Source organism: Pseudomonas sp. B33.4, assembly GCF_034555375.1.
Taxonomy (GTDB): domain Bacteria; phylum Pseudomonadota; class Gammaproteobacteria; order Pseudomonadales; family Pseudomonadaceae; genus Aquipseudomonas.
The window spans coordinates 4,704,857-4,730,950 of sequence record NZ_CP140706.1; the positions used below are offsets into that span (position 1 = coordinate 4,704,857).

21 protein-coding genes are annotated in these 26,094 nt (G+C 58.7%); 5 read left to right on the forward strand and 16 right to left on the reverse strand.

Annotated elements, in window-relative coordinates; all coding sequences use genetic code 11:
* Positions 1-220 precede the first annotated feature (220 nt).
* The 11 genes from U6037_RS20655 to mtnA all read right to left on the reverse strand — a co-directional run bounded on the left by U6037_RS20655 (position 221) and on the right by mtnA (position 13,976).
* The gene (locus tag U6037_RS20655; protein WP_322844361.1) at positions 221-460 is read right to left on the reverse strand and encodes a lipopolysaccharide assembly protein LapA domain-containing protein; all 240 of its coding nucleotides are present in this window, start codon (positions 458-460) and stop codon (positions 221-223) included.
* Positions 461-490: 30 nt separating this feature from the next.
* The gene (gene ihfB / locus U6037_RS20660) at positions 491-787 is read right to left on the reverse strand and encodes an integration host factor subunit beta (protein WP_003189779.1); all 297 of its coding nucleotides are present in this window, start codon (positions 785-787) and stop codon (positions 491-493) included.
* A 152-nt stretch (positions 788-939) separates the two neighbouring features.
* On the reverse strand, positions 940-1,218 hold the full coding sequence (locus tag U6037_RS20665; RefSeq protein ID WP_007908433.1) for a hypothetical protein: 279 nt from the start codon (positions 1,216-1,218) through the stop codon (positions 940-942).
* Between the two features lie 205 nt (positions 1,219-1,423).
* Positions 1,424-3,112, reverse strand: a complete 1,689-nt coding sequence (gene rpsA / locus U6037_RS20670; RefSeq protein WP_122609279.1) for a 30S ribosomal protein S1 — start codon at positions 3,110-3,112, stop codon at positions 1,424-1,426.
* Positions 3,113-3,231: 119 nt separating this feature from the next.
* A complete protein-coding gene (gene cmk / locus U6037_RS20675) occupies positions 3,232-3,921 on the reverse strand; it encodes a (d)CMP kinase (protein WP_064391442.1) in 690 nt (229 codons plus the stop codon).
* Positions 3,918-6,125 (reverse strand): bifunctional prephenate dehydrogenase/3-phosphoshikimate 1-carboxyvinyltransferase, encoded by a 2,208-nt coding sequence (locus U6037_RS20680; RefSeq protein WP_322844362.1) that lies wholly within the window; start codon positions 6,123-6,125, stop codon positions 3,918-3,920. The genes cmk and U6037_RS20680 overlap by 4 nt, the downstream gene beginning before the upstream one ends.
* A gap of 28 nt (positions 6,126-6,153) precedes the next feature.
* Positions 6,154-7,266: a histidinol-phosphate transaminase gene (gene hisC, locus U6037_RS20685; protein WP_322844363.1), complete on the reverse strand. Its 1,113-nt coding sequence runs from the start codon at positions 7,264-7,266 to the stop codon at positions 6,154-6,156.
* Positions 7,267-7,279: 13 nt separating this feature from the next.
* Positions 7,280-8,374, reverse strand: a complete 1,095-nt coding sequence (gene pheA, locus U6037_RS20690; protein WP_007908404.1) for a prephenate dehydratase — start codon at positions 8,372-8,374, stop codon at positions 7,280-7,282.
* Positions 8,374-9,459 carry a 3-phosphoserine/phosphohydroxythreonine transaminase gene (gene serC, locus U6037_RS20695; RefSeq protein ID WP_322844364.1) on the reverse strand — a complete coding sequence of 362 codons (1,086 nt, stop codon included), beginning with the start codon at positions 9,457-9,459 and terminating at the stop codon, positions 8,374-8,376. The genes pheA and serC overlap by 1 nt, the downstream gene beginning before the upstream one ends.
* A 231-nt stretch (positions 9,460-9,690) precedes the next feature.
* Positions 9,691-12,465, reverse strand: a complete 2,775-nt coding sequence (gyrA, locus tag U6037_RS20700) for a DNA gyrase subunit A (protein ID WP_322844365.1) — start codon at positions 12,463-12,465, stop codon at positions 9,691-9,693.
* Positions 12,466-12,899: 434 nt separating this feature from the next.
* The gene (gene mtnA, locus U6037_RS20705; protein ID WP_316916893.1) at positions 12,900-13,976 is read right to left on the reverse strand and encodes an S-methyl-5-thioribose-1-phosphate isomerase; all 1,077 of its coding nucleotides are present in this window, start codon (positions 13,974-13,976) and stop codon (positions 12,900-12,902) included.
* A 108-nt stretch (positions 13,977-14,084) separates the two neighbouring features.
* Here mtnA and U6037_RS20710 point away from each other — a divergent pair, with 108 nt between their 5' ends.
* From U6037_RS20710 to U6037_RS20730, 5 genes are all read left to right on the forward strand, one after another.
* Entirely contained in the window at positions 14,085-15,419 is a 1,335-nt protein-coding gene (locus tag U6037_RS20710) for a TRZ/ATZ family hydrolase (RefSeq protein ID WP_322844366.1), read from the forward strand.
* Between the two features lie 58 nt (positions 15,420-15,477).
* Positions 15,478-16,176: a bifunctional 2-polyprenyl-6-hydroxyphenol methylase/3-demethylubiquinol 3-O-methyltransferase UbiG gene (ubiG, locus tag U6037_RS20715; RefSeq protein WP_016986963.1), complete on the forward strand. Its 699-nt coding sequence runs from the start codon at positions 15,478-15,480 to the stop codon at positions 16,174-16,176.
* Between the two features lie 4 nt (positions 16,177-16,180).
* Entirely contained in the window at positions 16,181-16,852 is a 672-nt protein-coding gene (gene mupP, locus U6037_RS20720; RefSeq protein WP_016986964.1) for an N-acetylmuramic acid 6-phosphate phosphatase MupP, read from the forward strand.
* A gap of 53 nt (positions 16,853-16,905) precedes the next feature.
* On the forward strand, positions 16,906-17,646 hold the full coding sequence (locus tag U6037_RS20725; protein ID WP_025113079.1) for a YciK family oxidoreductase: 741 nt from the start codon (positions 16,906-16,908) through the stop codon (positions 17,644-17,646).
* 361 nt (positions 17,647-18,007) lie between these two features.
* The gene (locus tag U6037_RS20730) at positions 18,008-18,934 is read left to right on the forward strand and encodes a GGDEF domain-containing protein (RefSeq protein ID WP_322844367.1); all 927 of its coding nucleotides are present in this window, start codon (positions 18,008-18,010) and stop codon (positions 18,932-18,934) included.
* A gap of 138 nt (positions 18,935-19,072) precedes the next feature.
* Here the strand turns inward: U6037_RS20730 and U6037_RS20735 are convergent, their stop codons facing one another.
* The 5 genes from U6037_RS20735 to U6037_RS20755 all read right to left on the reverse strand — a co-directional run bounded on the left by U6037_RS20735 (position 19,073) and on the right by U6037_RS20755 (position 25,973).
* Positions 19,073-19,834, reverse strand: a complete 762-nt coding sequence (locus tag U6037_RS20735) for a TenA family transcriptional regulator (RefSeq protein ID WP_416221687.1) — start codon at positions 19,832-19,834, stop codon at positions 19,073-19,075.
* 79 nt (positions 19,835-19,913) lie between these two features.
* The gene (locus U6037_RS20740; protein ID WP_322844369.1) at positions 19,914-22,373 is read right to left on the reverse strand and encodes an EAL domain-containing protein; all 2,460 of its coding nucleotides are present in this window, start codon (positions 22,371-22,373) and stop codon (positions 19,914-19,916) included.
* 201 nt (positions 22,374-22,574) lie between these two features.
* Positions 22,575-24,401, reverse strand: a complete 1,827-nt coding sequence (locus U6037_RS20745; RefSeq protein ID WP_322844370.1) for an ABC transporter ATP-binding protein — start codon at positions 24,399-24,401, stop codon at positions 22,575-22,577.
* The gene (locus U6037_RS20750; RefSeq protein WP_322847347.1) at positions 24,394-24,996 is read right to left on the reverse strand and encodes a DsbA family protein; all 603 of its coding nucleotides are present in this window, start codon (positions 24,994-24,996) and stop codon (positions 24,394-24,396) included. The genes U6037_RS20745 and U6037_RS20750 overlap by 8 nt, the downstream gene beginning before the upstream one ends.
* A 35-nt stretch (positions 24,997-25,031) precedes the next feature.
* Complete coding sequence (locus U6037_RS20755) at positions 25,032-25,973, reverse strand: rhodanese-related sulfurtransferase (protein ID WP_322844371.1); 942 nt, start codon at positions 25,971-25,973, stop codon at positions 25,032-25,034.
* Between the last annotated feature and the right edge of the window lie 121 nt (positions 25,974-26,094).

Below are 26,094 nucleotides of genomic sequence, written 5' to 3' on the forward strand. Positions count from 1 at the left end.
ATCCCACTTGTAGCGTTCAGCTCGGAAACCAAAAAAATTAAACTGCAGTCAACCGAGAGGACCTACAGCCTGCCTGCCTTAACCCGCCAGAAACGGCCCGTTTAGATCGAGTGACACAGCTCTACAAATGAAATGCTTTAACTCTTAAGCAACACCATGCCCCCCCTGGAAATAGCCAGCGGCACGCTGTACATGGCAGCCTTCTACCACAGAGCAACAATCAAACAATATGTTTACGCGACCGCCGGGAAAAACGCCCGAGAAACCAGCCAAGCACGGGACCGACAAGCATTCCGATCAGCAACGCCAGGACCACGACTAGCGAAACCGGTAGCTGAGGCATCGACCACCCCAGAAACAACAAAGACACTGACTGCTGATTCTCCAGCACGAAGGCCAAAATCACTAACACCAGCAAAAGGACGACAACACCAAGAAGCACGCGCTTGAGGTTACGCATTTGCGCCTCCCTGATAATAAGTAGCGTGGATCAAACCCCCTCCTCCTCTTCCTCATTCACCCGATCGCGCAGCTCTTTACCCGGCTTGAAATGCGGCACGAACTTACCGTCCAGACTGACGGACTGGCCGGTCTTGGGATTACGACCAACGCGAGGCGCACGGTAGTGCAGGGAGAAGCTGCCAAACCCACGGATCTCGATACGATCCCCGGTGGCCAGACACTGGGACATTTGTTCAAGCATGGTCTTGATGGCCAACTCCACATCCTTGGATGAGAGCAGCCCTTGATGGGTGACAATTCGTTCGATCAACTCCGACTTCGTCATATTTTTCCCTTCTTTTTCAAGCAGCTAGATCAGCGCTTGAAAGGTTTTAGCACGCCCGGAAGATTTTGAACAGCCCAGGGATTGACATATCTTCCTCCGCGTCGAAACGCCCGTTTTCAGGGCATCAAAGCAACAAACTCAGCAATACATGCTTATCGACAGATCACCAGCATGGTGCGCGTCACGTAGCCCGCCGGATTGAAGCCAAAAGGAAACTCATCTTCATCCTTGGCATCATCCGATCGCGTGATCACTTTGTACCCGGCGCCCTTGCACTCCTTCGCCGCGCGCTTCTGGCATTTCTCCCAGCCAGAGCCCAACCCGGAGCAGTCGACCTCTATACCGCTGACACCACGCACCGCATGGGTCTTGGCACTGGTCGTACAGCCAGCCAGAACCAGTACAGCCATGAGGACAATAAACTTGTTCATCCACTTCCTTATGCCAGGCAACTGCCCGACGACTACACGCTTAAGAGCAAGCTTAGACGTGAATAGACGATTGATCCGATTAAAGAAACAGACCGCCCAGAAGCGGGATTGGTTTCACTGAAACCTTCATGCATGACTCGAAACACTAAATCGCAGGCACAAAAAAGGGCGACCGAAGTCGCCCTTTTTATTGCCCAATCAGAACTTAGTTCTGTTTGGCCGCCATTGCCTGGCGCAGCAGGCCAGCCATGGTGGTGTCAGCTGCTTCACCTTCCGGAGCCGATTTCAGGCTCTGGATAGCTTCTTTCTCTTCAGCATCATCTTTCGACTTGATGGAGAGTTGGATCACGCGGCTCTTACGATCAACGCTGATGATCTTGGCTTCTACTTCCTGGCCTTCTTTCAGAACGTTGCGCGCGTCTTCAACGCGGTCACGGCTGATTTCGGAGGCTTTCAGAGTCGCTTCGATATCGTCGGCCAGAACGATGATGGCGCCTTTGGCGTCAACTTCTTTCACGGTGCCAGTAACGATTGCGCCTTTGTCGTTAACCGAGACGTACTCGGAGAACGGATCGCTTTCCAGTTGCTTGATACCCAGGGAGATACGCTCGCGCTCTGGGTCAACCGACAGGATAACGGTGTCCAGCTCGTCGCCCTTCTTGAAACGACGAACAGCTTCTTCGCCAACTTCGTTCCAGGAGATGTCGGACAGGTGAACCAGACCGTCGATGCCGCCGTCCAGACCAATGAAGATACCGAAATCGGTGATCGACTTGATGGTGCCGGAGATTTTATCGCCCTTGTTGAACTGGCCAGAGAAATCTTCCCATGGGTTAGATTTGCACTGCTTGATGCCCAGGGAGATACGACGACGCTCTTCGTCGATGTCCAGAACCATAACTTCCACTTCGTCGCCGACTTGTACGACTTTCGAAGGGTGGATGTTCTTGTTGGTCCAGTCCATTTCCGAAACGTGTACCAGACCTTCAACGCCTTCTTCCAGCTCAGCGAAGCAGCCGTAGTCGGTCAGGTTGGTTACACGAGCGGTAACGCGAGTGCTTTCTGGGTAACGGGCTTTGATAGCAACCCACGGATCTTCGCCCAGTTGCTTCAGGCCCAGGGAAACACGGTTGCGTTCGCGATCGTATTTCAGAACCTTGACGTCGATTTCGTCACCAACGTTGACGATCTCGGAAGGATGCTTGATGCGCTTCCAGGCCATGTCGGTGATGTGCAGCAGGCCGTCCACGCCACCCAGATCGACGAATGCGCCGTAATCGGTGAGGTTTTTGACGATACCTTTGACTTGCTGGCCTTCCTGCAGGGATTCCAGCAGAGCTTCACGCTCGGCGGAGTTCTCGGCTTCCAGGACGCTGCGACGGGAAACGACAACGTTGTTGCGCTTCTGGTCCAGCTTGATGACCTTGAATTCCAGCTCTTTGCCTTCCAGGTGCGTGGTGTCGCGCACTGGACGGACGTCAACCAGGGAACCTGGCAGGAACGCACGGATGCCGTTAACGTCGACAGTGAAGCCGCCTTTAACCTTACCGTTGATAACGCCCTTGACCACTTCCTCAGCTGCGAAGGCTGCTTCCAGAACGATCCAGCACTCAGCGCGCTTGGCTTTTTCACGGGACAGCTTGGTTTCACCGAAACCGTCTTCAACCGAGTCCAGAGCAACGTGAACTTCGTCACCGACATTGATAGTCAGATCGCCAGCGTCGTTGTAGAACTGCTCAAGCGGGATGAGTGCTTCAGACTTCAGGCCAGCGTGAACGGTTACCCAGCGAGCCTGGTAATCGATATCAACGATAACACCGGTGATGATGGAGCCTGCCTGAAGGTTCAGGGTTTTTAGGCTTTCTTCAAAGAGTTCCGCAAAGCTTTCGCTCATTTTAATTCCTGTAAATGAGGGCGAAGGATACGCCCATCTCCACACCCCAGACGGTGTGGGTTAGTTTCATATAGAAGAAGCGCCGCAGGACTATGACTGGTCCCCTGCAACCTTCTTGGTCACCCGGCGATATCGCGAATGGCGATCTCGCTCATGATGCGTTCAAGCACCTGATCAATGGACAACTCCGTGGAATCCAGCTGTATGGCGTCAGCCGCCGGCTTAAGCGGGGCTACCGCTCGCTGGGTGTCACGCTCGTCGCGTGCACGGATCTCATCTAGCAGACTCGACAGACTAACACCCTCGACTTTGCCCTTCAACTGCAAATATCGACGGCGCGCCCTCTCCTCGGCACTGGCGGTCAGGAAAATCTTCAGCGGCGCATCAGGAAAAACCACCGTTCCCATGTCGCGACCATCGGCTACCAGGCCCGGTGCTTCCTGAAAAGCACGCTGGCGCTGCAGCAGCGCCTCGCGCACGGCGGGCAATGCAGCCACTTGCGAAGCGCCGGAGCCGACGCTTTCGGTGCGGATGACATCGCTGACTTCGTCGCCTTCCAGAATGATTCGCTGCAACTGACCTTCGGTCGCCGCAATGAACTGAACATCCAGATGAGCGGCGAGTTTCTTCAGCAGCTCTTCATTGGTCAGATCCACACCGTGGTTGTGCGCAGCAAATGCCAGCAAGCGGTAAAGCGCACCGGAATCCAGCAGGTTCCAGCCCAGACGCTTGGCCAGAATTCCGGCTACGGTGCCTTTGCCCGAGCCGCTTGGCCCATCAATGGTGATGACCGGTGCAATGTTTTTCACGACTGAGCCTCTTGCGCTACACGAATACCGACCTGCCCGCACAGCGCGAGGAAGTTCGGGAACGACGTCGCGACGTTGGCGCAATCATGGATGCGGATCGGTGCAGTGGCGCGCAACGAGGCAACGCTGAAAGCCATCGCGATACGGTGATCGCCATGACCATGCACTTCGCCGCCGCCAATCTGGCCGCCGTCGATGATGATGCCGTCCGGGGTCGGCTGGCATTTGACGCCCAGCGCCAGCAAGCCGTCCGCCATCACCTGGATACGATCCGACTCCTTGACCCGCAGCTCTTCGGCTCCCGTCAGTACGGTACGCCCTTCAGCACAGGCAGCGGCCACAAACAGCACCGGGAATTCGTCGATAGCCAGCGGAACCAGTTCTTCCGGAATCTCGATACCTTTGAGTTTAGCTGCTCGCACGCGCAGATCAGCCACCGGCTCGCCGCCGACTTCACGCTGGTTTTCCAGAGTGATATCAGCGCCCATCAGGCGCAGGATATCGATGACGCCGGTGCGGGTCGGGTTGATGCCGACGTGCTCAAGCACCAGCTCCGACCCTTCAGCGATCGAGGCCGCGACGAGGAAGAACGCCGACGACGAGATGTCGCCCGGCACTTCAATGTGAGTTGCGGTCAGTTTGCCGCCGGATTCAACCGAAGCCGTAGCGCCTTCAACGCTGACCGGGTAGCCGAAGCCACGCAGCATGCGTTCGGTGTGGTCGCGAGTCGGAGCCGGCTCGGTCACGGTGGTCTTGCCTTCAGCGTACAGACCGGCGAGCAGCAGGCAGGATTTCACCTGAGCACTGGCCATCGGCATGGTGTAAGTCAGGCCTTTGAGCTTGTGGCCGCCGCGAATGGTCATCGGCGGACGACCTTCGGCAGCAGTTTCGATCACGGCGCCCATTTCACGCAGTGGATTGGCCACGCGATTCATCGGACGCTTGGACAGCGACGCATCGCCAGTCAGCGTGCTGTCGAAGTTCTGCGCGGCCAACAGGCCGGACAGCAGACGCATCGACGTACCGGAGTTGCCCAGATAGATCGGGCCCGGCGCCGGTTTCAGGCCATGCAGGCCGACACCATGGATGGTCACGCGGCCGTGGTGCGGGCCTTCGATGACCACACCCATGTCGCGAAACGCCTGCAAGGTCGCCAGAGCGTCTTCGCCCTCAAGGAAGCCTTCGACTTCGGTGACGCCTTCGGCCAGCGAGCCGAGCATGATCGAACGGTGGGAAATGGATTTGTCACCCGGTACGCGAATCCGACCGGACAGGCGGCCACCAGGTTGAGCCAGGAAGATCAGATCGTTGGAATTCATAGCGTCCACATAGGCCCTGCGGGCCAGGATTTTACTGAAATGCTCGCGGGCAACCCGGGCGCGAGTGAAAACGCCCAACAATTGGTGCCCATCCCCTGCATCGACCGCGTCGCGCAAGGCGTCGAGGTCGCTGCGAAATGTATCGAGTGTGCGCAGGACAGCCTCGCGGTTGGCGAGGAAGATGTCGTGCCACATCAACGGGTCGCTTCCGGCGATTCTTGTGAAATCGCGGAAACCGCCCGCAGCGTAACGGAAGATCTCAAGATTTTCATTGCGCTTGGCCAACGAATCGACCAGACCGAAGGCCAGCAGGTGCGGTAGATGACTGGTCGCGGCCAGCACCTCATCGTGTCGTTCGACCTGCATGTGCTCGACATCGGCGCCCAAGGCGCGCCACAGACGATCGACCACAGCCAAAGCCGCCGGGTCGGTTTGTTCGAGCGGCGTGAGAATCACCTTGTGACGACGGAACAGTTCGGCATTCGAGGCTTCCACCCCACTCTGCTCGGAACCGGCGATCGGATGGCCCGGCACAAAGCGCGCCGGCATACCGCCAAACGCTTCGGTTGCCGCGCGCACCACATTGCCTTTGGCGCTGCCGACATCGGTCAGAATCGCCGAGCCCAGATCCATGCTCGCCAACCGTGCGAGGACTTTTTCCATGGCCAGAATCGGCACCGCCAACTGAATCACATCAGCGCCCTGACAGGCAGTCGCCAAGTCGTCTTCACAACGATCGACCACACCCAACTCGACCGCCAGCTTGCGCGATTGTGGATCGAGATCGACCCCGACCACTTCGCGACACACACCGCTTTCACGCAAGCCTTTGGCAAACGAACCACCGATCAACCCCAGACCGACCACCACAAGGCGACCGATCATAGGTGCAGCAGATTGCAGAGCAGTGACATCACCCACGAGCCAGAACCTTGCGCAGCGCTTCAAGGAAGCGGCTGTTTTCCGCCGGCAGACCGATGGTCACCCGCAGATGGTTCGGCATACCGTAGTTGGCCACCGGACGCACGATCACGCCTTCGCGCAGCAAGCCCTGGAAAATCGGGGCCGCGACCTGAGCGAGATCGACGCAGATAAAGTTGCCTTTGGATTCGATCCAGCTCAGGCCCAGCTCACGGAAACCGGCCTGCAACTGCTGCATACCCGACTCGTTGAGCTGACGGCTTTGCGCCAGATACTCATGATCCTTCAACGCTGCGCAAGCTGCCGCGAGGGCCAGGCTGTTGACGTTGAACGGCTGGCGAACACGATTCAGCACATCAGCAACAACCGGAGTCGACAGACCGTAACCAACGCGCAACGCCGCCAGACCGTAGGCCTTGGAGAAGGTGCGCGATACCAGCAGATTCGGGTAAGCGGCGAGGAAATCCAGACCGTCCGGCAGATCGCTGCCTTCGGCGTACTCGATATAAGCTTCGTCGAGCACCACCAGCACGTGCTCAGGAACATCCTGCAGGAACTCGTCCAGCGCTTCAGCGCCGAACCAGGTGCCGGTCGGGTTGTTCGGGTTGGCGATGAATACCACGCGGGTGTTGGCATCGATGGCGGCGAGCATTGCAGGCAAGTCATGCCCCCAATCCTTGGCCGGCACGACCTTGGCTTGCGCACCGACCGCCTGAGTAGCAATCGGATACACCGCGAACGCGTGCTCGCTGAAAACCGCATTGAGGCCCGGCGCCAGATAGGCACGCGCGACCAGCTCAAGAATGTCGTTGGAACCATTGCCCAGCGTGACCTGATTCAGCTCGACGCGGCACTGCTCGGCGAGCAGGGATTTCAGCGCGAAACCATTGCCATCCGGATAACGGGTCAGCTCGGCCAGCTCTTCGCGGATCGCCGCCAAGGCTTTCGGACTGGCGCCCAACGGGTTTTCGTTGCTCGCCAGCTTGACGATTTTTGCCGGATCCAGATCCAGCTCGCGCGCCAGTTCGTCCACAGGCTTGCCCGGAACGTACGGCGAAAGTTGTTGCACGCCCGGCTGTGCCAGAGCGAGGAAGTTGCCACTCATTTGCTACCGCCCCTTAGAGAACTGCTTTCGGGTAGGAACCCAGCACTTTGAGTGCTACTGCTTCCTGACTGATCTTTTCCAATACACCTTTGATCAACGGATCACGGTGATGGCCGACGAAGTCGATGAAAAACACATACGTCCATTTGCCGCTGCGCGACGGACGGGTTTCGATACGGGTCAGGTCGATCCCGTTGTCGTGGAACGGCACCAGCAGCTCGTGGAGCGCGCCGGGTTTGTTGCTCATCGACACGATGATCGAGGTCTTGTCGTCGCCGGTCGGCGGCACTTCCTGGTTACCGATCATCAGGAAGCGCGTCGAGTTGTCCGGACGGTCTTCGATTTTCTCCGCCAGACGCGTCAGGCCATACAGACCGGCCGCCATGTCGCCGGCAATCGCCGCCGAGTTCCACTCACCTTTAACCCGCTTGGCCGCTTCGGCGTTGCTCGACACCGCCACGCGCTCGACATTCGGGTAATGCGCGTCCAGCCACTTGCGGCACTGGGCCAGCGACTGCGCGTGGGAATAGATACGGCTGATGCTGTCGGTCTTGGTGTTTTCACCGACCAACAGGTGATGGTGAATGCGCAGCTCGACTTCGCCACAGATGACCATGTCGTGTTCGAGGAAGCTGTCCAGCGTGTGGTTGACCGCGCCTTCGGTGGAGTTTTCCACCGGCACCACGCCAAAATTCACCGCACCGGCTGCCACTTCACGGAACACTTCGTCGATCGCCGCCATCGGCTTGCTGATGACGGCGTGGCCGAAGTGCTTCATCGCTGCGGCTTGGGTGAAGGTGCCCTCAGGGCCGAGGTAAGCTACTTTCAGCGGCTGCTCCAGCGCCAGGCACGACGACATGATTTCGCGGAACAACCGCGCCATCTCTTCGTTGCCCAGCGGCCCCTGATTGCGCTCCATGACACGCTTGAGCACCTGAGCTTCACGCTCGGGACGATAGAACACCGGCACTTCGCCTTCGGCCAGCGAGGCCATCTTTACTCGCGCGACTTCCTGAGCGCAACGCGCACGCTCACTGATCAGCTCCATGACTTTGGTGTCCAGAGCGTCAATGCGAACGCGCAGTGCCTTGAGTTCTTGCTCGGACATCAGCCGTGTTCCTTCTCGAATTCAGCCATGTAGGCCACCAGCGCGTTGACCGCAGTGATGTCGACGGCGTTGTAGATGGAAGCGCGCATGCCGCCCACGGAGCGGTGGCCCTTGAGGTTGAGCAGACCGCGCTCTTCGGCACCGACCAGGAAAGGCTTGTCCAGACGATCGTCAGCCAGACGGAACGGCACGTTCATCCACGAGCGATCCGATTTGTTGATCGGGTTGCTGTAGAGGCCGCTGGCATCAATGAAGTCGTACAGCGTGCGCTGCTTGACGTCGTTGAGCTTGGCGATCGCTTCAACGCCGCCCTGCTCTTTCAGCCACTGGAATACCAGACCGGACAAGTACCAGGCCAAAGTCGGCGGGGTGTTGTACATCGAACCGTTATCGGCTGCGACCTTGTAATCGAGCATGGTCGGGCACAGCGAGCGCGCCTTGCCGAGCAGGTCTTCACGAATGATGTTGACGACAATACCGCTCGGGCCGATGTTTTTCTGCGCGCCGGCGTAGATCATGCCGAAACGCGAGATGTCGACCGGACGCGAGAGGATGTCCGAAGACATGTCAGCTACCAGCGGCACATCACCGACTTCCGGAATCCACTGGAATTCCAGACCACCGATGGTTTCGTTCGGCGCGTAGTGCACGTAAGCGGCGTCTTTCGACAGCTTCCACTCGTTCTGGCCAGGAATGGCGAAATAGTCGTAAGGCTTGGCGGTGGCGGCAACGTTGACGTGACCGTAGCGCGAAGCTTCTTCAATGGCTTTCTGCGACCAGATACCGGTGTCGATATAGTCGGCAGAACCGCCTTCAGGCAGCAGGTTCAGTGGGATCTGCGCGAACTGCTGGCTGGCGCCACCTTGCAGAAACAGCACTTTGTAGTTCGACGGGATATTCAGCAGGTCACGCAGATCCTGCTCGGCCTGGGTGGCGATGGACACGAACTCATCACTGCGATGGCTCATTTCCATGACCGACAGACCCTTGCCGTGCCAATCAAGGAGTTCACCCTGGGCGCGCTGCAGGACAGCTTCAGGAAGCGCCGCAGGACCGGCGCAGAAGTTATAGGCTCGCTTGCTCACATCCAATCTCGCTCTGATTTGGTGGTATCACGCAATAAATCACATTACCGATCAACACGGCCCTGAGGGAGCGAGCCTGCTCGCGAATGCATCACCGCGGTGCGTCAGAGGTACCGCAGCGCCTGCATTCGCGAACAGGCTCGCTCCCACAGGGGATCTCCATGATGTCGAAATTTCATACCGGACAAATAACAAGGGGGCGAATTCTCATCCGCCCCCTCGTTTGCCCGCTTATTCTTGCGGTTCTTCGTCTGCTGCGGCGTCGAGTTGCTGGTCTTCGCCAGCGTCGTCGATCACGACGCTGCCTTCGAATTCCTCGCCCTCCTCACCTTCGAGCTCTTCACCTTCAATTTCCGAAGGCTCCTGAACCCGCTCCAGCCCGACCAGGGTTTCATCCTTGGCCAGCTTGATCAGCGTGACACCTTGAGTGTTACGGCCCAGGCTCGACACTTCGTCGACACGGGTACGCACCAGAGTGCCCTGATCGGAGATCAGCATGATTTCTTCACCGTCCTGCACCTGAACCGCGCCGACCAGACGGCCGTTACGCTCGTTGCTGACCATGGCGATAACGCCCTGACCGCCACGCTTGTATTCAGGGAACTCGGTGATCGCCGTACGCTTGCCGTAGCCGCGTTCGGAGGCCGTGAGGATCTCGCTGCCTTCTTCCGGAATCAGCATGGAAATCAGTTTCTGCCCTTCCGGCAGACGCATACCACGCACACCGCGGGCGGTACGGCCCATGGCGCGAACTTCGGATTCCTTGAAGCGTGTCACTTTGCCGCCGTCGGAGAACAGCATGATTTCCTGCTCGCCATCAGTGATGGCGGCGGAGATCAGGATGTCGCCTTCGTCCAGCTCCAGCGCGATCAGACCGACGCTGCGCTGACGGCTGAAGGCCACCAGCGGAGTCTTCTTCACAGTACCGTTGGCGGTCGACATGAAGATGAACGGGGCTTTCTTGCGGTCAGCAGCCTTGATACGGGCACGACGCTCTTCGTCGGTCTCGTTGCTGTTTTCGATGTCTTCTACATCTGCCTCGACGCCTTCGGCTTCTTCTTCGTCAGCCTGACGCTTCATGGCTTCGAGATCGACCGGCAGCATGGTGGTGATGTATTCGCCTTCGCTCAACGGCAGCAGGTTGACCAGCGGACGACCACGGGCAGCGCGGGACGCTTCCGGAATCTCGTAGGTCTTGAGCCAGTACACCTTGCCCTTGCTGGAGAACAGCAGCAGCGTGGTGTGGCTGTTGGCAACCAGCAGGTGAGCGATGTAGTCCTCATCCTTGACGCCAGTAGCCGATTTGCCTTTACCGCCACGACGCTGAGCCTGGTACGCAGCCAATGGCTGGGTCTTGGCGTAGCCACCGTGGGAGATGGTCACGACGCGCTCTTCTTCCGGGATCATGTCACCCAGGGTCAGATCGAGACGGGCATCGAGAATCTCGGTGCGACGCTGGTCGCCGTATTCGGCGCGGATCACTTCCAGCTCTTCGCGGATCACTTCCATCAGGCGCACGGCGCTGTTGAGGATGCGGATCAGCTCGCCGATCTGGTTGAGAATCTCTTGATACTCGGCCAGCAGCTTTTCGTGTTCCAGACCGGTCAGACGGTGCAGACGCAGTTCCAGAATGGCTTGCGCCTGTTCTGGCGACAGGAAGTACTTGCCTTCGCGCAGACCGTATTGTGGATCGAGGTTTTCCGGACGGCACGAATCGGCACCGGCACGCTCCACCATCGCCACCACCGCCGAAGATTCCCACGGCGTGCTGACCAGCGCTTCTTTTGCTTCCGACGGCGTCGGCGAGGCCTTGATCAGCGCGATAACCGGGTCGATGTTCGACAGGGCAACGGCCTGGCCTTCAAGGATGTGACCACGCTCACGCGCCTTGCGCAGTTCGAACACAGTACGACGGGTAACCACTTCGCGACGGTGACGGACGAAAGCTTCCAGCAGATCCTTGAGGTTCAGGATGCGTGGACGGCCGTCGATCAGCGCAACGATGTTGATGCCGAATACCGATTGCAACTGGGTCTGGGCGTAGAGGTTGTTGAGGATCACCTCAGGCACTTCGCCGCGACGCAGTTCGATCACGACGCGCATACCGTCCTTGTCGGACTCGTCGCGCAGTTCGGTGATGCCTTCCAGCTTCTTCTCTTTGACCAGCTCGGCGATCTTCTCGATCAGACGCGCCTTGTTCAACTGGTAAGGGAGCTCGGTAATAACGATCTGCTGACGGCCACCGACCTTGTCGATGTCTTCGATGATCGAGCGGGCACGCATGTAAATACGGCCGCGACCGGTGCGGTAGGCTTCGATGATGCCGGCACGACCGTTGATGATCGCAGCGGTCGGGAAGTCCGGACCGGGGATGTATTGCATCAGTTCATCGACGGTCAGCTCAGGGTTGTCGATGAGCGCCAGGCAACCGTCGATGACTTCACCGAGGTTGTGCGGCGGGATGTTGGTCGCCATGCCCACGGCGATACCGCTGGAGCCGTTGACCAGCAGGTTCGGGATGCGCGTCGGCATGACCGCCGGGATCATTTCGGTGCCGTCGTAGTTCGGCACCCAGTCCACGGTTTCCTTGTGCAGGTCAGCCAGCAGCTCGTGCGCCAGCTTGGTCATGCGCACTTCGGTGTATCGCATCGCCGCAGCGTTGTCGCCGTCGACCGAACCGAAGTTGCCCTGACCGTCTACCAGCAGGTAGCGCAGGGAGAAAGGCTGGGCCATACGAACGATGGTGTCGTACACCGCAGTATCACCGTGCGGGTGATACTTACCGATCACGTCGCCGACAACACGGGCAGATTTCTTGTACGGCTTGTTGAAGTCGTTGCCCAGCTCGCTCATCGCGAACAGTACGCGACGGTGCACGGGCTTGAGGCCATCGCGCGCATCCGGCAGTGCACGGCCGACGATCACGCTCATCGCGTAGTCGAGGTAGGACTGTTTCAGCTCGTCTTCGATATTGACCGGGAGGATTTCTTTGGCCAGTTCGCCCATGAGAAGCCTGATTCCTTTTTCTGGTGAAACTTCGTCATATCCATGTGGGAGCAACGAAGCTCGTCGATGCAGGCCGAGTGCCATGCGCCGACTTACGACAAATCAACACTGGATCGTGGATTTGCGCAGTAAAGACAGCTCCGTGGAGCTGCCTCGGAAAACGCCGGATGTTATCACAAAGGCCGCCACGCACCTATCCCCCTGATGCGCATGGAGCATAGTTAGTTGACCGGTGACAGGCTTAACGGGGACGAGAGAGGCTCAGAGCTTCTTTGAATGCAGATTTGAGGGCTGATTTGCGGATGTTTATTGACATTTAGGGGTACAAACACCTGTAGGAGCTGCCGAAGGCTGGGATCTTTTGATCCTGGCCTCTAAAAAGCAAGATCAAAAGATCGCAGCCTTCGGCAGCTCCTACATTGAGTATCACCGCATCAATGCAGGCGCTTGCGGCACATCAACTGGGCCATTTTCGCGGTGTCCGGGCGCTCGACGATACCCTTTTCGGTGACGATCGCGTCGATCAGATCCGCCGGGGTCACGTCAAACACCGGGTTGAACGCATCAACATCCGCACCAACGCGCTTGCCGCCGACTTCGAGCAGCTCGGCGCCGTCACGCTCTTCGATCGGGATATCGTCACCGCTGGCCAGGTTCATGTCGATGGTCGAACTTGGCGCCACCACCATGAAGCGCACGCCGTGGTGCATGGCGTTGACCGCCAGTTGATAGGTGCCGATCTTGTTCGCCACGTCGCCGTTGGCGGTGATTCGGTCTGCACCGACGATCACCCAGGTCACGCCTTTGGTTTTCATGATGTGCGCGGCGGCGGAGTCAGCATTGAGCGTTACCGGGATGCCTTCGTTGGCCAACTCCCACGCGGTCAGACGCGAGCCTTGCAGCCACGGACGGGTTTCGTCGGCGTAAACGCGCTCGACCATACCTTCAATAAACGCCGCACGAATCACCCCCAGTGCGGTGCCGAATCCGCCGGTGGCCAGCGCGCCGGTATTGCAATGGGTCAGAATTGCCTGGGCATTGCCCTGATGCTTGCGGATCAGATCAACGCCGAGCTGGGCCATGGTCAGGTTGGCTTCACGATCGCTTTCGTGGATGGCGATGGCTTCTGCTTCCAGTGCCGCCAGCGGATCGGCATTCTCTTTCAAGCGATCGAGGCGATCGTGCATACGGCCGAGCGCCCAGAACAGATTGACCGCCGTCGGACGGGAATCGGCCAGCAAGGCGAAATCCTCTTCCAGTGCCGCATACCAGTCGCCACCTTCGGCGATCCGCGCACGGGCCGCGAGGACAATGCCATACGCCGCACTGATGCCAATGGCCGGCGCGCCGCGCACCACCATCGAGCGAATCGCTTCAGCCACGCCAGCGGCGCTGGTGTAGGCGATCCAGGTTTCCTCGAACGGCAAAATACGCTGATCCAGCAGGTGCAGCGCGCCGTCACGCCAATCGATGGCCTTCACTTTTTCCGCAGCCAACAGTCGATCGCGCATCCCACACCCCGCACTCATGAACAAAAGCCGCCGATTATAGCGATCCCCCCGCGAAGACGCTCGGGTATACTTCGCCATCCTTTACAAAAGCACTGGAACCGACCCTCGATGCCGAAACCTGCCATTGCGCTCGACTTATTATTGCTGCCGACCTGGCTGGTACCCGTCGAACCTGCAGGCGTTGTGCTCAAGGAGCACGGTCTGGGCATCCGCGACGGTCGCATCGTGTTTATCGGCCCGCGCGCCGAAGCATTGAAGTGTAACGCCACTGAAGTGCGCGAATTGCCGGATGTGTTGCTTGCTCCGGGCCTGATCAACGCTCATGGCCACGCGGCGATGACGCTGTTCCGTGGTCTGGCCGATGATCTGCCGCTGATGACCTGGCTGGAAAACCACATCTGGCCGGCCGAAGCGAAATGGGTCAGCGAAGATTTCGTGCGTGACGGCACCGATCTGGCCATTGCCGAGCAGATCAAGGGTGGCATCACCTGTTTTTCGGACATGTATTTCTTCCCGAAAGTCGCCAGTGAACGCGTGCACAACAGCGGCATTCGCGCGCAGATCGCGATTCCGATCCTCGATTTCCCGATTCCAGGCGCCGCGAACGCCGATGAAGCCATTCGTCAGGGCGTCGAGCTGTTCGGCGACCTGAAGCATCACGATCGCATCAAGATCACGTTCGGCCCTCATGCACCGTACACCGTCGGCGACGAGAACCTCGAGAAAATCCGCGTGATTGCCGAGGAACTGGACGCGGCGATCCACATGCATGTCCACGAAACGGCGTTCGAAGTCCAGCAAGCGCTGGAGCAACATGGCGAACGCCCGCTCGCTCGCCTCGGTCGCCTGGGCCTGCTCGGCCCGCGCTTCCAGGCCGTGCACATGACCCAGATCAGCGATGACGACCTGGCGTTGCTGGTAGAAAGCAACACCAGCGTGATCCATTGCCCGGAATCGAACCTCAAACTGGCCAGCGGTTTCTGCCCGGTCGAGCGTTTGTGGCAGGCTGGCGTGAATGTCGCGGTCGGCACCGATGGCGCCGCCAGCAATAACGATCTGGATCTGCTCGGCGAAACCCGCACTGCCGCCCTGCTGGCCAAAGCCGTCGCCGGCTCGGCCACGGCGCTGGACGCCCACCGCGCACTGCGCATGGCCACGCTCAATGGCGCGCGGGCGCTAGGGATCGAATCTCAAGTCGGCTCGCTGGAAATCGGCAAAGCTGCCGACATCGTCGCTTTCGATCTGTCTGGCCTGGCCCAGCAACCGGTGTATGACCCGGTTTCGCAGCTTATATACGCCACCGGTCGCGATTGCGTGAAACACCTGTGGGTTGCCGGAAAACAACTGCTCGACGACCGGCGTCTGACCCGACTCGACGAAGAACAATTGGGCGCCACCGCCCGGGCCTGGGGCCAGCGCATCAGCGGCCACACCGAATCGTAAACACCCCGGAGCAGACTCCGTGGCTACAGCCCTTTTTCAAGTTTTAGAGGAATTGACCATGAGTAACGTCGACCACGCCGAAATCGCCAAATTCGAAGCCTTGGCCCATCGCTGGTGGGACCGCGAAAGCGAATTCAAACCGCTGCACGACATCAACCCGCTGCGGGTCAACTGGATTGACGAACGGGTCAATCTGGCCGGCAAGAAGGTCCTCGACGTCGGTTGCGGCGGCGGCATTCTCAGCGAAGCCATGGCGCAACGCGGCGCCACTGTGATGGGCATCGACATGGGCGAAGCGCCGCTGGCGGTCGCGCAATTGCATCAGCTGGAATCCGGCGTCAACGTCGAATACCGCCAAATCACCGCCGAAGACCTCGCTGAAGAAATGCCTGAGCAGTTCGACGTAGTGACCTGCCTCGAGATGCTCGAGCACGTGCCTGATCCATCGTCAGTCATTCGCGCCTGCTTCCGCATGGTCAAGCCCGGCGGCCAGGTATTCTTCTCGACCATCAACCGCAACCCGAAGGCGTACCTGTTCGCCATCATCGGCGCTGAATACATCATGAAGCTGTTGCCGCGCGGCACCCACGACTTCAAGAAATTCATCCGCCCGTCCGAGCTCGGTGCCTGGAGCCGCATGGCCGGCCTGACCGTCAAGGACATCATCGGCCTGACCTACAACCCGCTGACCAAGCACTACAAGCTGGCCAACGACGTTGACGTCAACTACATGATCCAGACCCTGCGCGAGGAATAAGCCGATGGCCATCAGAGCAGTTCTCTTCGACATGGACGGCACCCTGCTCGACACGGCGCCGGACTTTATCGCCATTTGCCAGGCAATGCGCGCCGATCGCGGCCTGCCGCCGATCAACGACAAGCACATTCGCGACGAGATCTCCGGTGGCGCCAAAGCCATGGTCGCGGTGACGTTTTCGATGGACCCGGAATCGCCGGGTTTCGAGGAACTGCGTCTGGAGTTCCTTGAGCGCTATCTGGTCGGCTGCGCGGTGCACAGCAAGTTGTTCGACGGCATGGGCGAATTGCTCGCCGACATCGAGAAGGCCAACCTGATCTGGGGCGTGGTCACCAACAAGCCGTTGCGTTTCGCTGAGCCGATCATGCAACAGCTGGGGCTGGCCGAGCGCTCGGCACTGCTGATCTGCCCGGATCATGTGAAGAACAGCAAGCCGGATCCGGAGCCGTTGATCCTTGCGTGCAAGATGCTTGATCTGGATCCGGCGACAGTTCTGTTTGTCGGCGATGATCTGCGTGATATCGAATCGGGCCGCGATGCCGGTACGAAAACCGCGGCGGTGACGTTTGGCTATATCCACCCGGACGACAATCCGCGGCATTGGGGCGCGGATGTGGTGGTGGATCACCCGTCGGAGTTGCGCAAGGTGCTCGATAGCGCGCTTTGCAGTTGCTGATCTGACTCGACTCAGGGTGAAGCAGGTCTTCATGAATGGATTGTGAGGTTTTTATGTTTGATTATTCCGCTCGGCCCGAATTGCTCAAGGATCGGGTCATTCTGGTCACCGGCGCCGGTCGTGGCATCGGTGCGGCGGCGGCGAAAACCTACGCCGCCCATGGCGCTACCGTGCTGCTGCTGGGCAAGACCGAAGCCAATCTGACTCAGGTCTATGACGAGATCGAGGCGGCTGGCCACCCACAACCGGCGGTGATTCCGTTCAACCTCGAAACCGCCCTGCCCCATCAATACGATGAGCTTGCGGCAATGATCGAAACCGAGTTTGGCCACCTCGACGGCTTGCTGCACAACGCCTCGATTATTGGTCCGCGCACGCCGATCGAGCAGTTGTCTGGCGAGAACTTCATGCGCGTCATGCAGGTCAACGTCAACGCCATGTTCATGCTGACCAGTACCCTGCTGCCGCTGCTCAAGCTGTCTCAGGATGCGTCGGTGGTGTTCACTTCCAGCAGCGTCGGGCGTAAGGGCCGTGCTTACTGGGGCGCTTATGGCGTGTCGAAATTCGCCACTGAAGGCTTGATGCAAACCCTGGCCGATGAAGTCGACGGCGTAGCGCCGGTACGCTCCAACAGCATCAACCCGGGCGGCACACGCACCAGCATGCGCGCGCAGGCCTATCCGGGGGAAAACCCGCTGAACAATCCGACGCCCGAGGAGATCATGCCGGTCTACCTGTACCTGATGGGCCCGGACAGTACCGGGATCAATGGCCAGGCATTCAACGCGCAATAACTGCCATACGTCGCATTTGTTGCCGCGGCAGATTCCTGTCGCGGCAGGCATTTGCCGCTCGAGAGCGTCACAATCCAGTCAATTTTCCAGCACCCACTTCTTGCCTTCCAAGCCAAGCCATTGATTCCAAACGGTTTAAATAAAACCGAACTGAATGGCACGACTTTCGCTCTAAATTTCCTCAAAACAAGCCGCGTGAAGGCAATGGGGCGAGGCCGATTTCGATAGCTGACTAATCGTCATCCGGCAGACTAGACTTACGCCAAACGTCCTACGGGACTGATGGATCAGTATGACGCGCAGCCCATAGCCGCTCTCACCCAGCCTGTAAGACAGACTTACCGCTAAGGGTTCACGCCATATGAAATCACCCTCCCAGACCAATGCAATTGACTTTGACAGTGCCAAATTGCAACGCCTGGGCTTTGGTCAACTGCCTCCCCTTCTGGAGCGACCGGCCAGTCTTGCGCAATTGCGCCAGCAAATGAGCCTGCAACTGCAAACCAGCCTTGAACCGCAACGCATCCTCGGTCTGTTTTTCCGCGAAGTTCAGCGCCTCGTGCCGCTGGACGCGCTCAGCTACGTGCATCAGGGTAGCGATTTGCGCCTGGAGTTCGGCAGCCGCGGCCACCATTCGATCAGCTACAGCCTGAGCCACGAAGGTGAGCACATGGGCGAACTGGTGTTCCGTCGCAATCAGCGCTTCAACGACAAGGAACAAGGCCAGCTCGAATCACTGCTGTCATCCTTGCTGTACCCGATGCGCAACGCCCTGCTCTATCGCGAGGCGACGCAGAGCGCTCTGCGCGATCCGCTGACCGGCGCCGGTAACCGCATTGCCATGGAGCAGACCCTGCAACGGGAAATCGAGATGTCCCGTCGGCACCTGCAACCGCTGTCGCTGCTGATGCTCGATATCGACCACTTCAAACGGGTCAACGACAGCCACGGCCACAGCGCCGGCGATGACGTACTCAAAGCGATCGCGGCGACGATCAAGGCCCAGTTGCGCAATGTCGACATGGTGTTTCGTTATGGCGGGGAAGAGTTTTTGATCCTGCTGTCCAACACCAGCCGCGAAGCGGCGGCCATGGTCGGCGAACGTCTGCGTTATGCAGCTCAGGCGGCCGAGTATTACGCCGATGGGCAGTTGATCGAGCTGACCGTGAGTCTGGGATGCTCGACGTTGTTGCCGGGCGAATCGGCCGACAGCTTGCTGCGTCGGGCCGACAGTGCGTTGTATGTGGCCAAGCGTGAAGGTCGCAATCGCTTGGCGATGGCAGGCTAAGGCCTTTCAGACACCCCAAAACCACTGTAGGAGTGAGCCTGCTCGCGATGACGATCTGCCATTCAACACTGATGTTGACTGACAGTCCGCTATCGCGAGCAGGCTCACTCCTGCATTTTTACGCGGTGAATCGGTCAATCAGCTCTCGACTACCGCCCTGCGCTCCCGGTTGACCAGCAAGCGCTCGGAAGTCTCCAACTGCATGCAGCGCTCCAGAAACAGATACATGTAGTCGTAGCTCTTGCAGATTGCTTGTCGCAACTCAGCCTGCAAGGCTTTGCTCGGGTTCATCCCGGCCAGGGTGCAGATGATTTCCAGCGCTTCCCACGGATGGGCGTCGTCATACTGGGCATGCATCTTCAGCCACTTCATCGCCCGCTTGCGGTCTTCTTCCGGAAACGCGGCGGCGTAAACACCGGTCGAACAGACGACCGCCGACCACTCCCCGGTCGCGCCCTCGATCGCATAGTTAGTGGCCGCGATGGCCACAATCAGTGAATCGGCTGAACTGGTGTGCCAGCACCAATGACTCAAGGCATGCAGTTCCGGAGGCACTTGCTGGGCCTGAAGGTCTTCGAGACTGACGCCATGTGCGCGACTCCAATGCACCCAGTAATCGGCGTGATTGAGCTCAACGCGGATATTGCGCATCAGCCAGCGCCGCGCCATGTCTTCGCCCGGGTGTCGGGCAAACCTGGTTTTGGTGAGATTCTGCGCCATGTACAACGCGAATTGCTCAACCACCGGCCAGCCCCCGATCAGGTACTGACGCATGGTTCTGGCGCTGAGCTTGTTATCACGCATGCGCAGATAAAGTTCATGTTCGACAACCCGGCGCTTGCTCTCGCTGCAGTCCTGAATGAGCTGTTGTGCCCAGCCTGGATAACTTGCAGCTTCCATGAGTGGTCCGGTTCGGTTGAATGTGTCGATCACTGTTCGGCTCCTTTTGATTTGTGATTGTAAGGATCGGCAAGAGACTTCAACGGAACGTGCCAGGCGCTTTGAATAACAGCGGTTGCGGTCTGGCGGGCCGACTTTGCAAACTGTCACAGGTAAACAACTGTGGGCGTTCTATAACATACCCTTGAGCGTAATCCACACCAATTTCAAGCAATGCCTGCTCGATCTGGGTTGTTTCAACAAACTCGGCAATTGTCTGCTTACCCATGACATGCCCGATGTGATTGATCACTTCGACCATTGCGCGGTTAATCGGGTCGTCCAGCATATCCTTTACGAAACTCCCGTCGATCTTCAGGAAGTCTACAGGCAAATGTTTCAGATAAGCGAATGAAGACATTCCGGCGCAAAAATCATCTAACGAAAAGTAGCAACCTAAGCCTTTGAGTTCATTAATAAATCTTATTGCGCTGCCCAGATTTGCAATTGCACTGGTTTCTGTAATTTCAAAACAAATCATTTCAGGCGGTATTGCGTAGTTAACAAACTGCTCGCGTAGAAAGTGCAAAAACGCGTCATCTCCTATAGTAATGCCTGACAGATTAATCGCACACATTGCTAAAGGACCTTCATGTTCTTGCGCAATACATTGAGCAATAACCTTGAACACGTTCTGAACTACCCAGCGGTCCAGCTGACTCATCAACCCATAACGTTCAGCAGCAGGAATGAAACTGTCAGGCAGAATCATTCGCCCGGCTTCGTCGTGCAGACGCAAGAGAATTTCGATGTGCCCGCCCTTGCTGTCACTCGGCTTGAGGGGCGCGATTTCCTGGGCGTACAGACAAAAGCGGTCTTCTTCCAGCGCCATGTGCAGACGCTGTACCCAAGCCATTTCACCGAAGCGCAGCGACAGCTCGGAATCGTCGGCGTGGTAAACCTGTACGCGGTTACGGCCCTTTTCCTTGGCCATGTAGCAGGCCATGTCGGCAGCGCGCAGTGAGGCCTCAAGGGTCGTCGGGGTCTGCGCAACATGTACCAGACCAATACTCACCGTGGTCAGGAATGGCCGCCCTTTCCAGACAAAATGCAGATTCTGCACAGTCTGGCGCAGTGCTTCGGCGATTTTCTCCGCCGCCTCCGGTGCGCAGTTCTCCAGCAGAATGCCGAACTCATCACCGCCAAGCCGCGCCAGCGTATCGCCCTCGCGCAGTCCCGATTGCAGCAGCGTGCAGATGTGCCGCAACAGTTCATCGCCCGCAGCGTGACCACAAGTGTCGTTGACCAGTTTGAATTGATCGAGGTCGAGGAACATCAGCGCATGTCGTCCGGCATGGCGCGTGAGGTTGTGCAACGCCTGCTCCAGGCGATATTCGAACTCGCGACGGTTGGCAAGCCCGGTCAACGCGTCATGGGTAGCCTGCCACGACAGATTGGCGATGTATTGCCGCTCCTGAGTCATGTCATGCAGCACCAGCACCGTGCCACTGACCTTGCCGGCGTTGCGGATCGGCGCACCGACCAGCGTCACCGACAATGTCGTGCCATCCAGACGCTGGATCAGTTTCGAATGTTCGCTGCCGCCACTGAGTTTGCCGCTGAGAATGTGCTCGATCAGCGTCAGGCCTTCGGCCTGAGCGTTGTCGTCGAGCAAATTGAACAGCGCGGCCAGCGGCAGGCCGGCGGCTTGTTCAGCCTTCCAGTGGGTCATGGCTTCAGCGGCAGGGTTCATGTAATCGATGGCGCCGCTGACATCGGTGGTGATGACGCCATCACCGATCGAATGCAAGGTGACGTGCGCCCGATCCTTTTCCAGCTGCAGGGCTTCGGCAAAGGCGTGGCGCTGCTTGAGCAGTTTGTGTGTACGCAACAGCGCCAACAGGATCAAACCCAGTGCGGTGGCGATATTGGTGAACAACAAGAGTCGCAGAATCATCCGCGACCCCTCGCCGAGCGCATCACTGAACGCCTTGGCCGCAGGCGTCACGCCTTCGTTGATGGCGAGAATCTCACCTTTCCAGCGCTGGATATCAACCAGTGTGGCCTCGTTGTCAGAGATGCGCTGTTGCATCTCCCGGGCCACGTCATCGAGTTGCACCAGGTAGGCATCACCGACTGTCCAGCGGTCGATGGCGGTTTCCAGGTAGCTGAAATGGCGAAAGTTCAGATACAGCCAGATCAGGCTTGAGACATCGTCCGGATGGTTGCCACCCTTGAGGATACCCTCACGTGCGGCTTGCAGATCGGGCGGTTGCCGATCAAGCGCCAGACGCAATTGATGCCCACCCTGCGGCACGCTGATTGCGCTTTGATACTTGTGGTAAATGACCTCGTCACGGCTGTCGGCGTACAGATTGAGGTAGTAGATCGCGTCTTTCTGGCCTTTGGACCAAAGGCTTTCGCCGGCGACGTAACCGCGAACGGCTGACAGCACGTAGAGACTCACGCCACCCAATAACGCTTGAAACAACACGACGGCAATAAATGGCCAGACGATGCCCAACAACCGTGGCGTTCCGAGAGTCCGCTTTTGCTTCATGAGATCCCTTGCGCAAGCACTGCCAGATGAACACCGGAAAATCCCGCTCCTGACAGCTCAGCCTAGGCTAATTTTCGACATATCAAAGGGACAGCTCTGCCGTCCTCTAGGTCGATTGTGCAAGTGGCTGGCCTGCTGAAGCGCTTCAGGTGATTTTATTCAATGCAATTCAAGCACTAAGCACAGAAACCGGGACGAAACTCAAGGGCGCTGGATCTGCTGCAAGTGGCCATAGAGCTTGGCATACAGGCCACCGTCGGCAATCAACTGCTGATGATCACCGTCTTCGGCGACCTGACCACCGTCGAACACCAGCACGCGATCAGCCTGCTTCACCGCTGACAGTCGGTGAGCAATGATCAGCGTAGTGCGGCCATTGAGGAATCGCGCCATCGCCTGATGCAGGTTGTACTCGGTGGCGGCGTCGAGGGCCGAGGTGGCTTCGTCGAGGATCACCACTTTCGGCTCGGCAAGGATCATCCGCGCAATTGCCAGGCGCTGGCGCTGGCCGCCGGAGAGGCGCACGCCCGAGCGGCCAACGATACTGTCCAGACCACTGGGCAAGGCACGGATGGTCGCTTCGAGCTGAGCGATTTCCAGCGCCTGCCAGCAGGCTTCGTCACTGCGGGTGCGGCCCATGGTCAGGTTGGCGCGCACGGTGTCGTTGAACAGCGCCGGGTGCTGCAGCACCACGGCGACGTTTTCGCGAACCGTTTCCAGACCGATCTCCTGCTGGCTCGAGCCGCCGAAGCGGATGGTGCCGGACAGCGGTGTATACAGCCCGAGCAGCAACTGCACGAGGGTGCTTTTACCGCCACCGCTGGCGCCGACAATCGCAACTTTTTCCCCGGGGGCGATCGACAGATTCAGTTGGTCCAGCACCAGTTCATCGCCATAGCCGAAGCTCAGGCCTTGCACCTGAATGCCGACGGTCTCACGCCCCTTGAACGGGTCGACACCACCCGGATACTGCGGCTCGTCGGCGCGCGCCAGCAGTTCGTTGATCCGCGCCAGCGCCCCGCCCGCCGCGTAGTAGGCGTATTGCAGGTTCAGCAGTTGCTCGACCGGGCCGATCATGAACCACAGGTAACTGAACACCGCGAGCATCTGGCCGATCGACAGATCGGAAAACAATACCGTGAGCATCGCTGCCGCACGGAAGATGTCGATGCCGAACTGGAACAGCAAACCACTGGCGCGGTTGGAGGCGTCGGTTTTCCACTGCGAGTTGACCGCGTAATTGCGCACTTCCTGCGCACGCAGACCAAGCCTGCCAAGGAAAAAGCCCTGACGGTTGCCGGCGCGGATTTCCTGAATCGCATCGAGGGTTTCGCTCAGCGCCTGAGTGAAGCGCGCGGTGCTGTCGTTCTCGAGTTTCTTCAGGTGTTTGACCCGTTTGCCCAACTGCACCGTGGCGTAGATCACCAACGGGTTGAACAGCAGAATCAGCAGCGCCAGTTTCCAGTGCATCCACATCAGGATGCTCGCGGTGCCGACCAGCGTCAGCATCGCCACCAGAAAACGACTGAGGGTTTCACCGACAAATTTGTCGAGGGTATCGAGATCGGTGACCAGGTGCGTGGTCACCGTGCCGCTACCGAGGCTTTCGTATTCGCCGAGGGATATCCGCTTGAGCCGCTCAATCAGGCGCACACGGATGCGGTAAACGATGTCCTTGGCCAGCCGCGCAAACAGCCGCGCCTGCAATACGCCAAAACACAAGGCACTGCAACGCAACGTCAGGGTGACCACGAGCATCAGGCCGATGTAGCCCGCCGCTTGTTGCCACATACCCGGCAGCACGTGATTCATGACTTTCAGCGCCGAATCACCGTGGCCGAGCAGAACCTCGTCCACCAGCAACGGCAGCAACAACGGAATCGGTACGCTGCACAGCGTCGCCAGAACGGCCACGCCGTTGGCGATCCACAGGGATTTTTTGTGATGAAGTGCCAGGCGCCGGACTTCTGCCCAGCTCAGCCGGTCGACACGCTTTACGGCTGGCGTGTCATCGGCCAGATCAGACACAGGCCGCGCGTTCCAGCCAGCGGCCGAGCAATGGCGATAGCTCGCTGAGCGGTTGATAGCCGTTGGTCAGCAGCGCCAGTTGGCCGTTGCGTTCGGCCAGCAGGGTCGGGAAACCGGCGATGCCGAGATCCTGCACCCAGCTGAAATCGGCCTGAGTCGCTTTGTGCTGATCGGCATGATCGAACAACGCCGCGAATTCGATACGCGGCACACCGGCCTGCTCGGCCAGTTCCACCAGCACGCTGGCCTGGGTGACATCGCGACCTTCAGCGTAAAACGCCTGCTGGATCAGTCCGACCAGTGTCCACGCGCAATCCGGCGCCAGACTGCGCGCAGTAACGATCGCCCGGCAGGCCGGTTCGGTGTCGTAGACAAAACCGTCGGGCAACGCGCCATCAAACTTGAACGGCTGACCGGTGGCCTCGGTGACCGCTTGCCAGTGTTCAAGAATGTAGCGACGCGTGGTCGGCTCCAGCGCCGCGCCACTGCCGGTGCGCAAACCACCGACCACCAGATGCAGCTCGACTCCGGCTGCCTGCGCCTGCTCGACCAATGCCTTGGCCACCGGAGCGAAACCCCAGCACCACGAACACATCGGGTCCATCACATAGAGCAGGCGTGCAGACATGGTTAAGCCTCGGTGGATGCTTGCTTGTAGTTGTAGCCGATCGGATGCGGCATGTTGCGCGCCTTGGCCAGCTCGATCTGCTTCTGCCGATCGATGGCACTGCGCCGGGTCTTTTCGCTCAGTTTGTCCCAGCAATGCGGGCAGCTGATGCCGGCGACGTAATGCTCGGAGGCGCGATCCTCAACGCTGACCGGTGTGCGGCAGGCATGACATTGATCGTAGTCGCCTTCGCTGAGGTCGTGACGCACGGTCACGCGGTTGTCGAACACAAAGCAGTCGCCCTGCCATTTGGTTTCTTCCTGCGGCACTTCTTCAAGGTACTTCAGGATGCCACCCTTGAGGTGGTAAACCTCTTCATAGCCTTCGCTGAGCATGTAGCTCGAAGCTTTCTCGCAGCGAATGCCACCGGTGCAGAACATCGCGACCTTCTTGTGCACGGCCGGATTGAAGTGTTCTTTGATGTAGTCAGGGAATTCGCGAAAACTGGTGGTTTTCGGATCGATGGCGCCTTCGAAGGTACCGATCGACACTTCGTAATCGTTACGGGTGTCGATCAACAGCACTTCCGGGTCGCTGATCAACGCGTTCCAGTCTTGCGGATCAACGTAGGTGCCGACCTTCTTGTTCGGGTCGACGCCTTCGACACCGAGGGTGACGATCTCTTTCTTCAGTTTGACCTTGGTGCGATAGAACGGCTGCTCGTCGCAGTACGACTCTTTGTGATCGATGTCGATCATGCGTGGGTCGTTCTTGAGCCAGGCGAGCAGTCCGTCGATGCCTTCGCGGCTGCCGGACACCGTGCCATTGATGCCTTCTTCGGCGATCAGCAGGGTGCCTTTGATCTGGTTGTCGACCATCGCTTGCAGTAGCGGCTCGCGCAGGTTGACGTAATCTTCGAGGGTGACGAACTTATACAGTGCCGCCACGACAATCGGTTGTGTCATGGGTATTTCTCCAGGTGGCTACCCTCGCAAAGGGTGAACCGGATTGAAAAAAAACGCGCCGGGTTAGCGGCGCGTTGCGGATTCTAGCAAAAAAGCAGCTTCAAGCGGCGAGCTTCAAGCG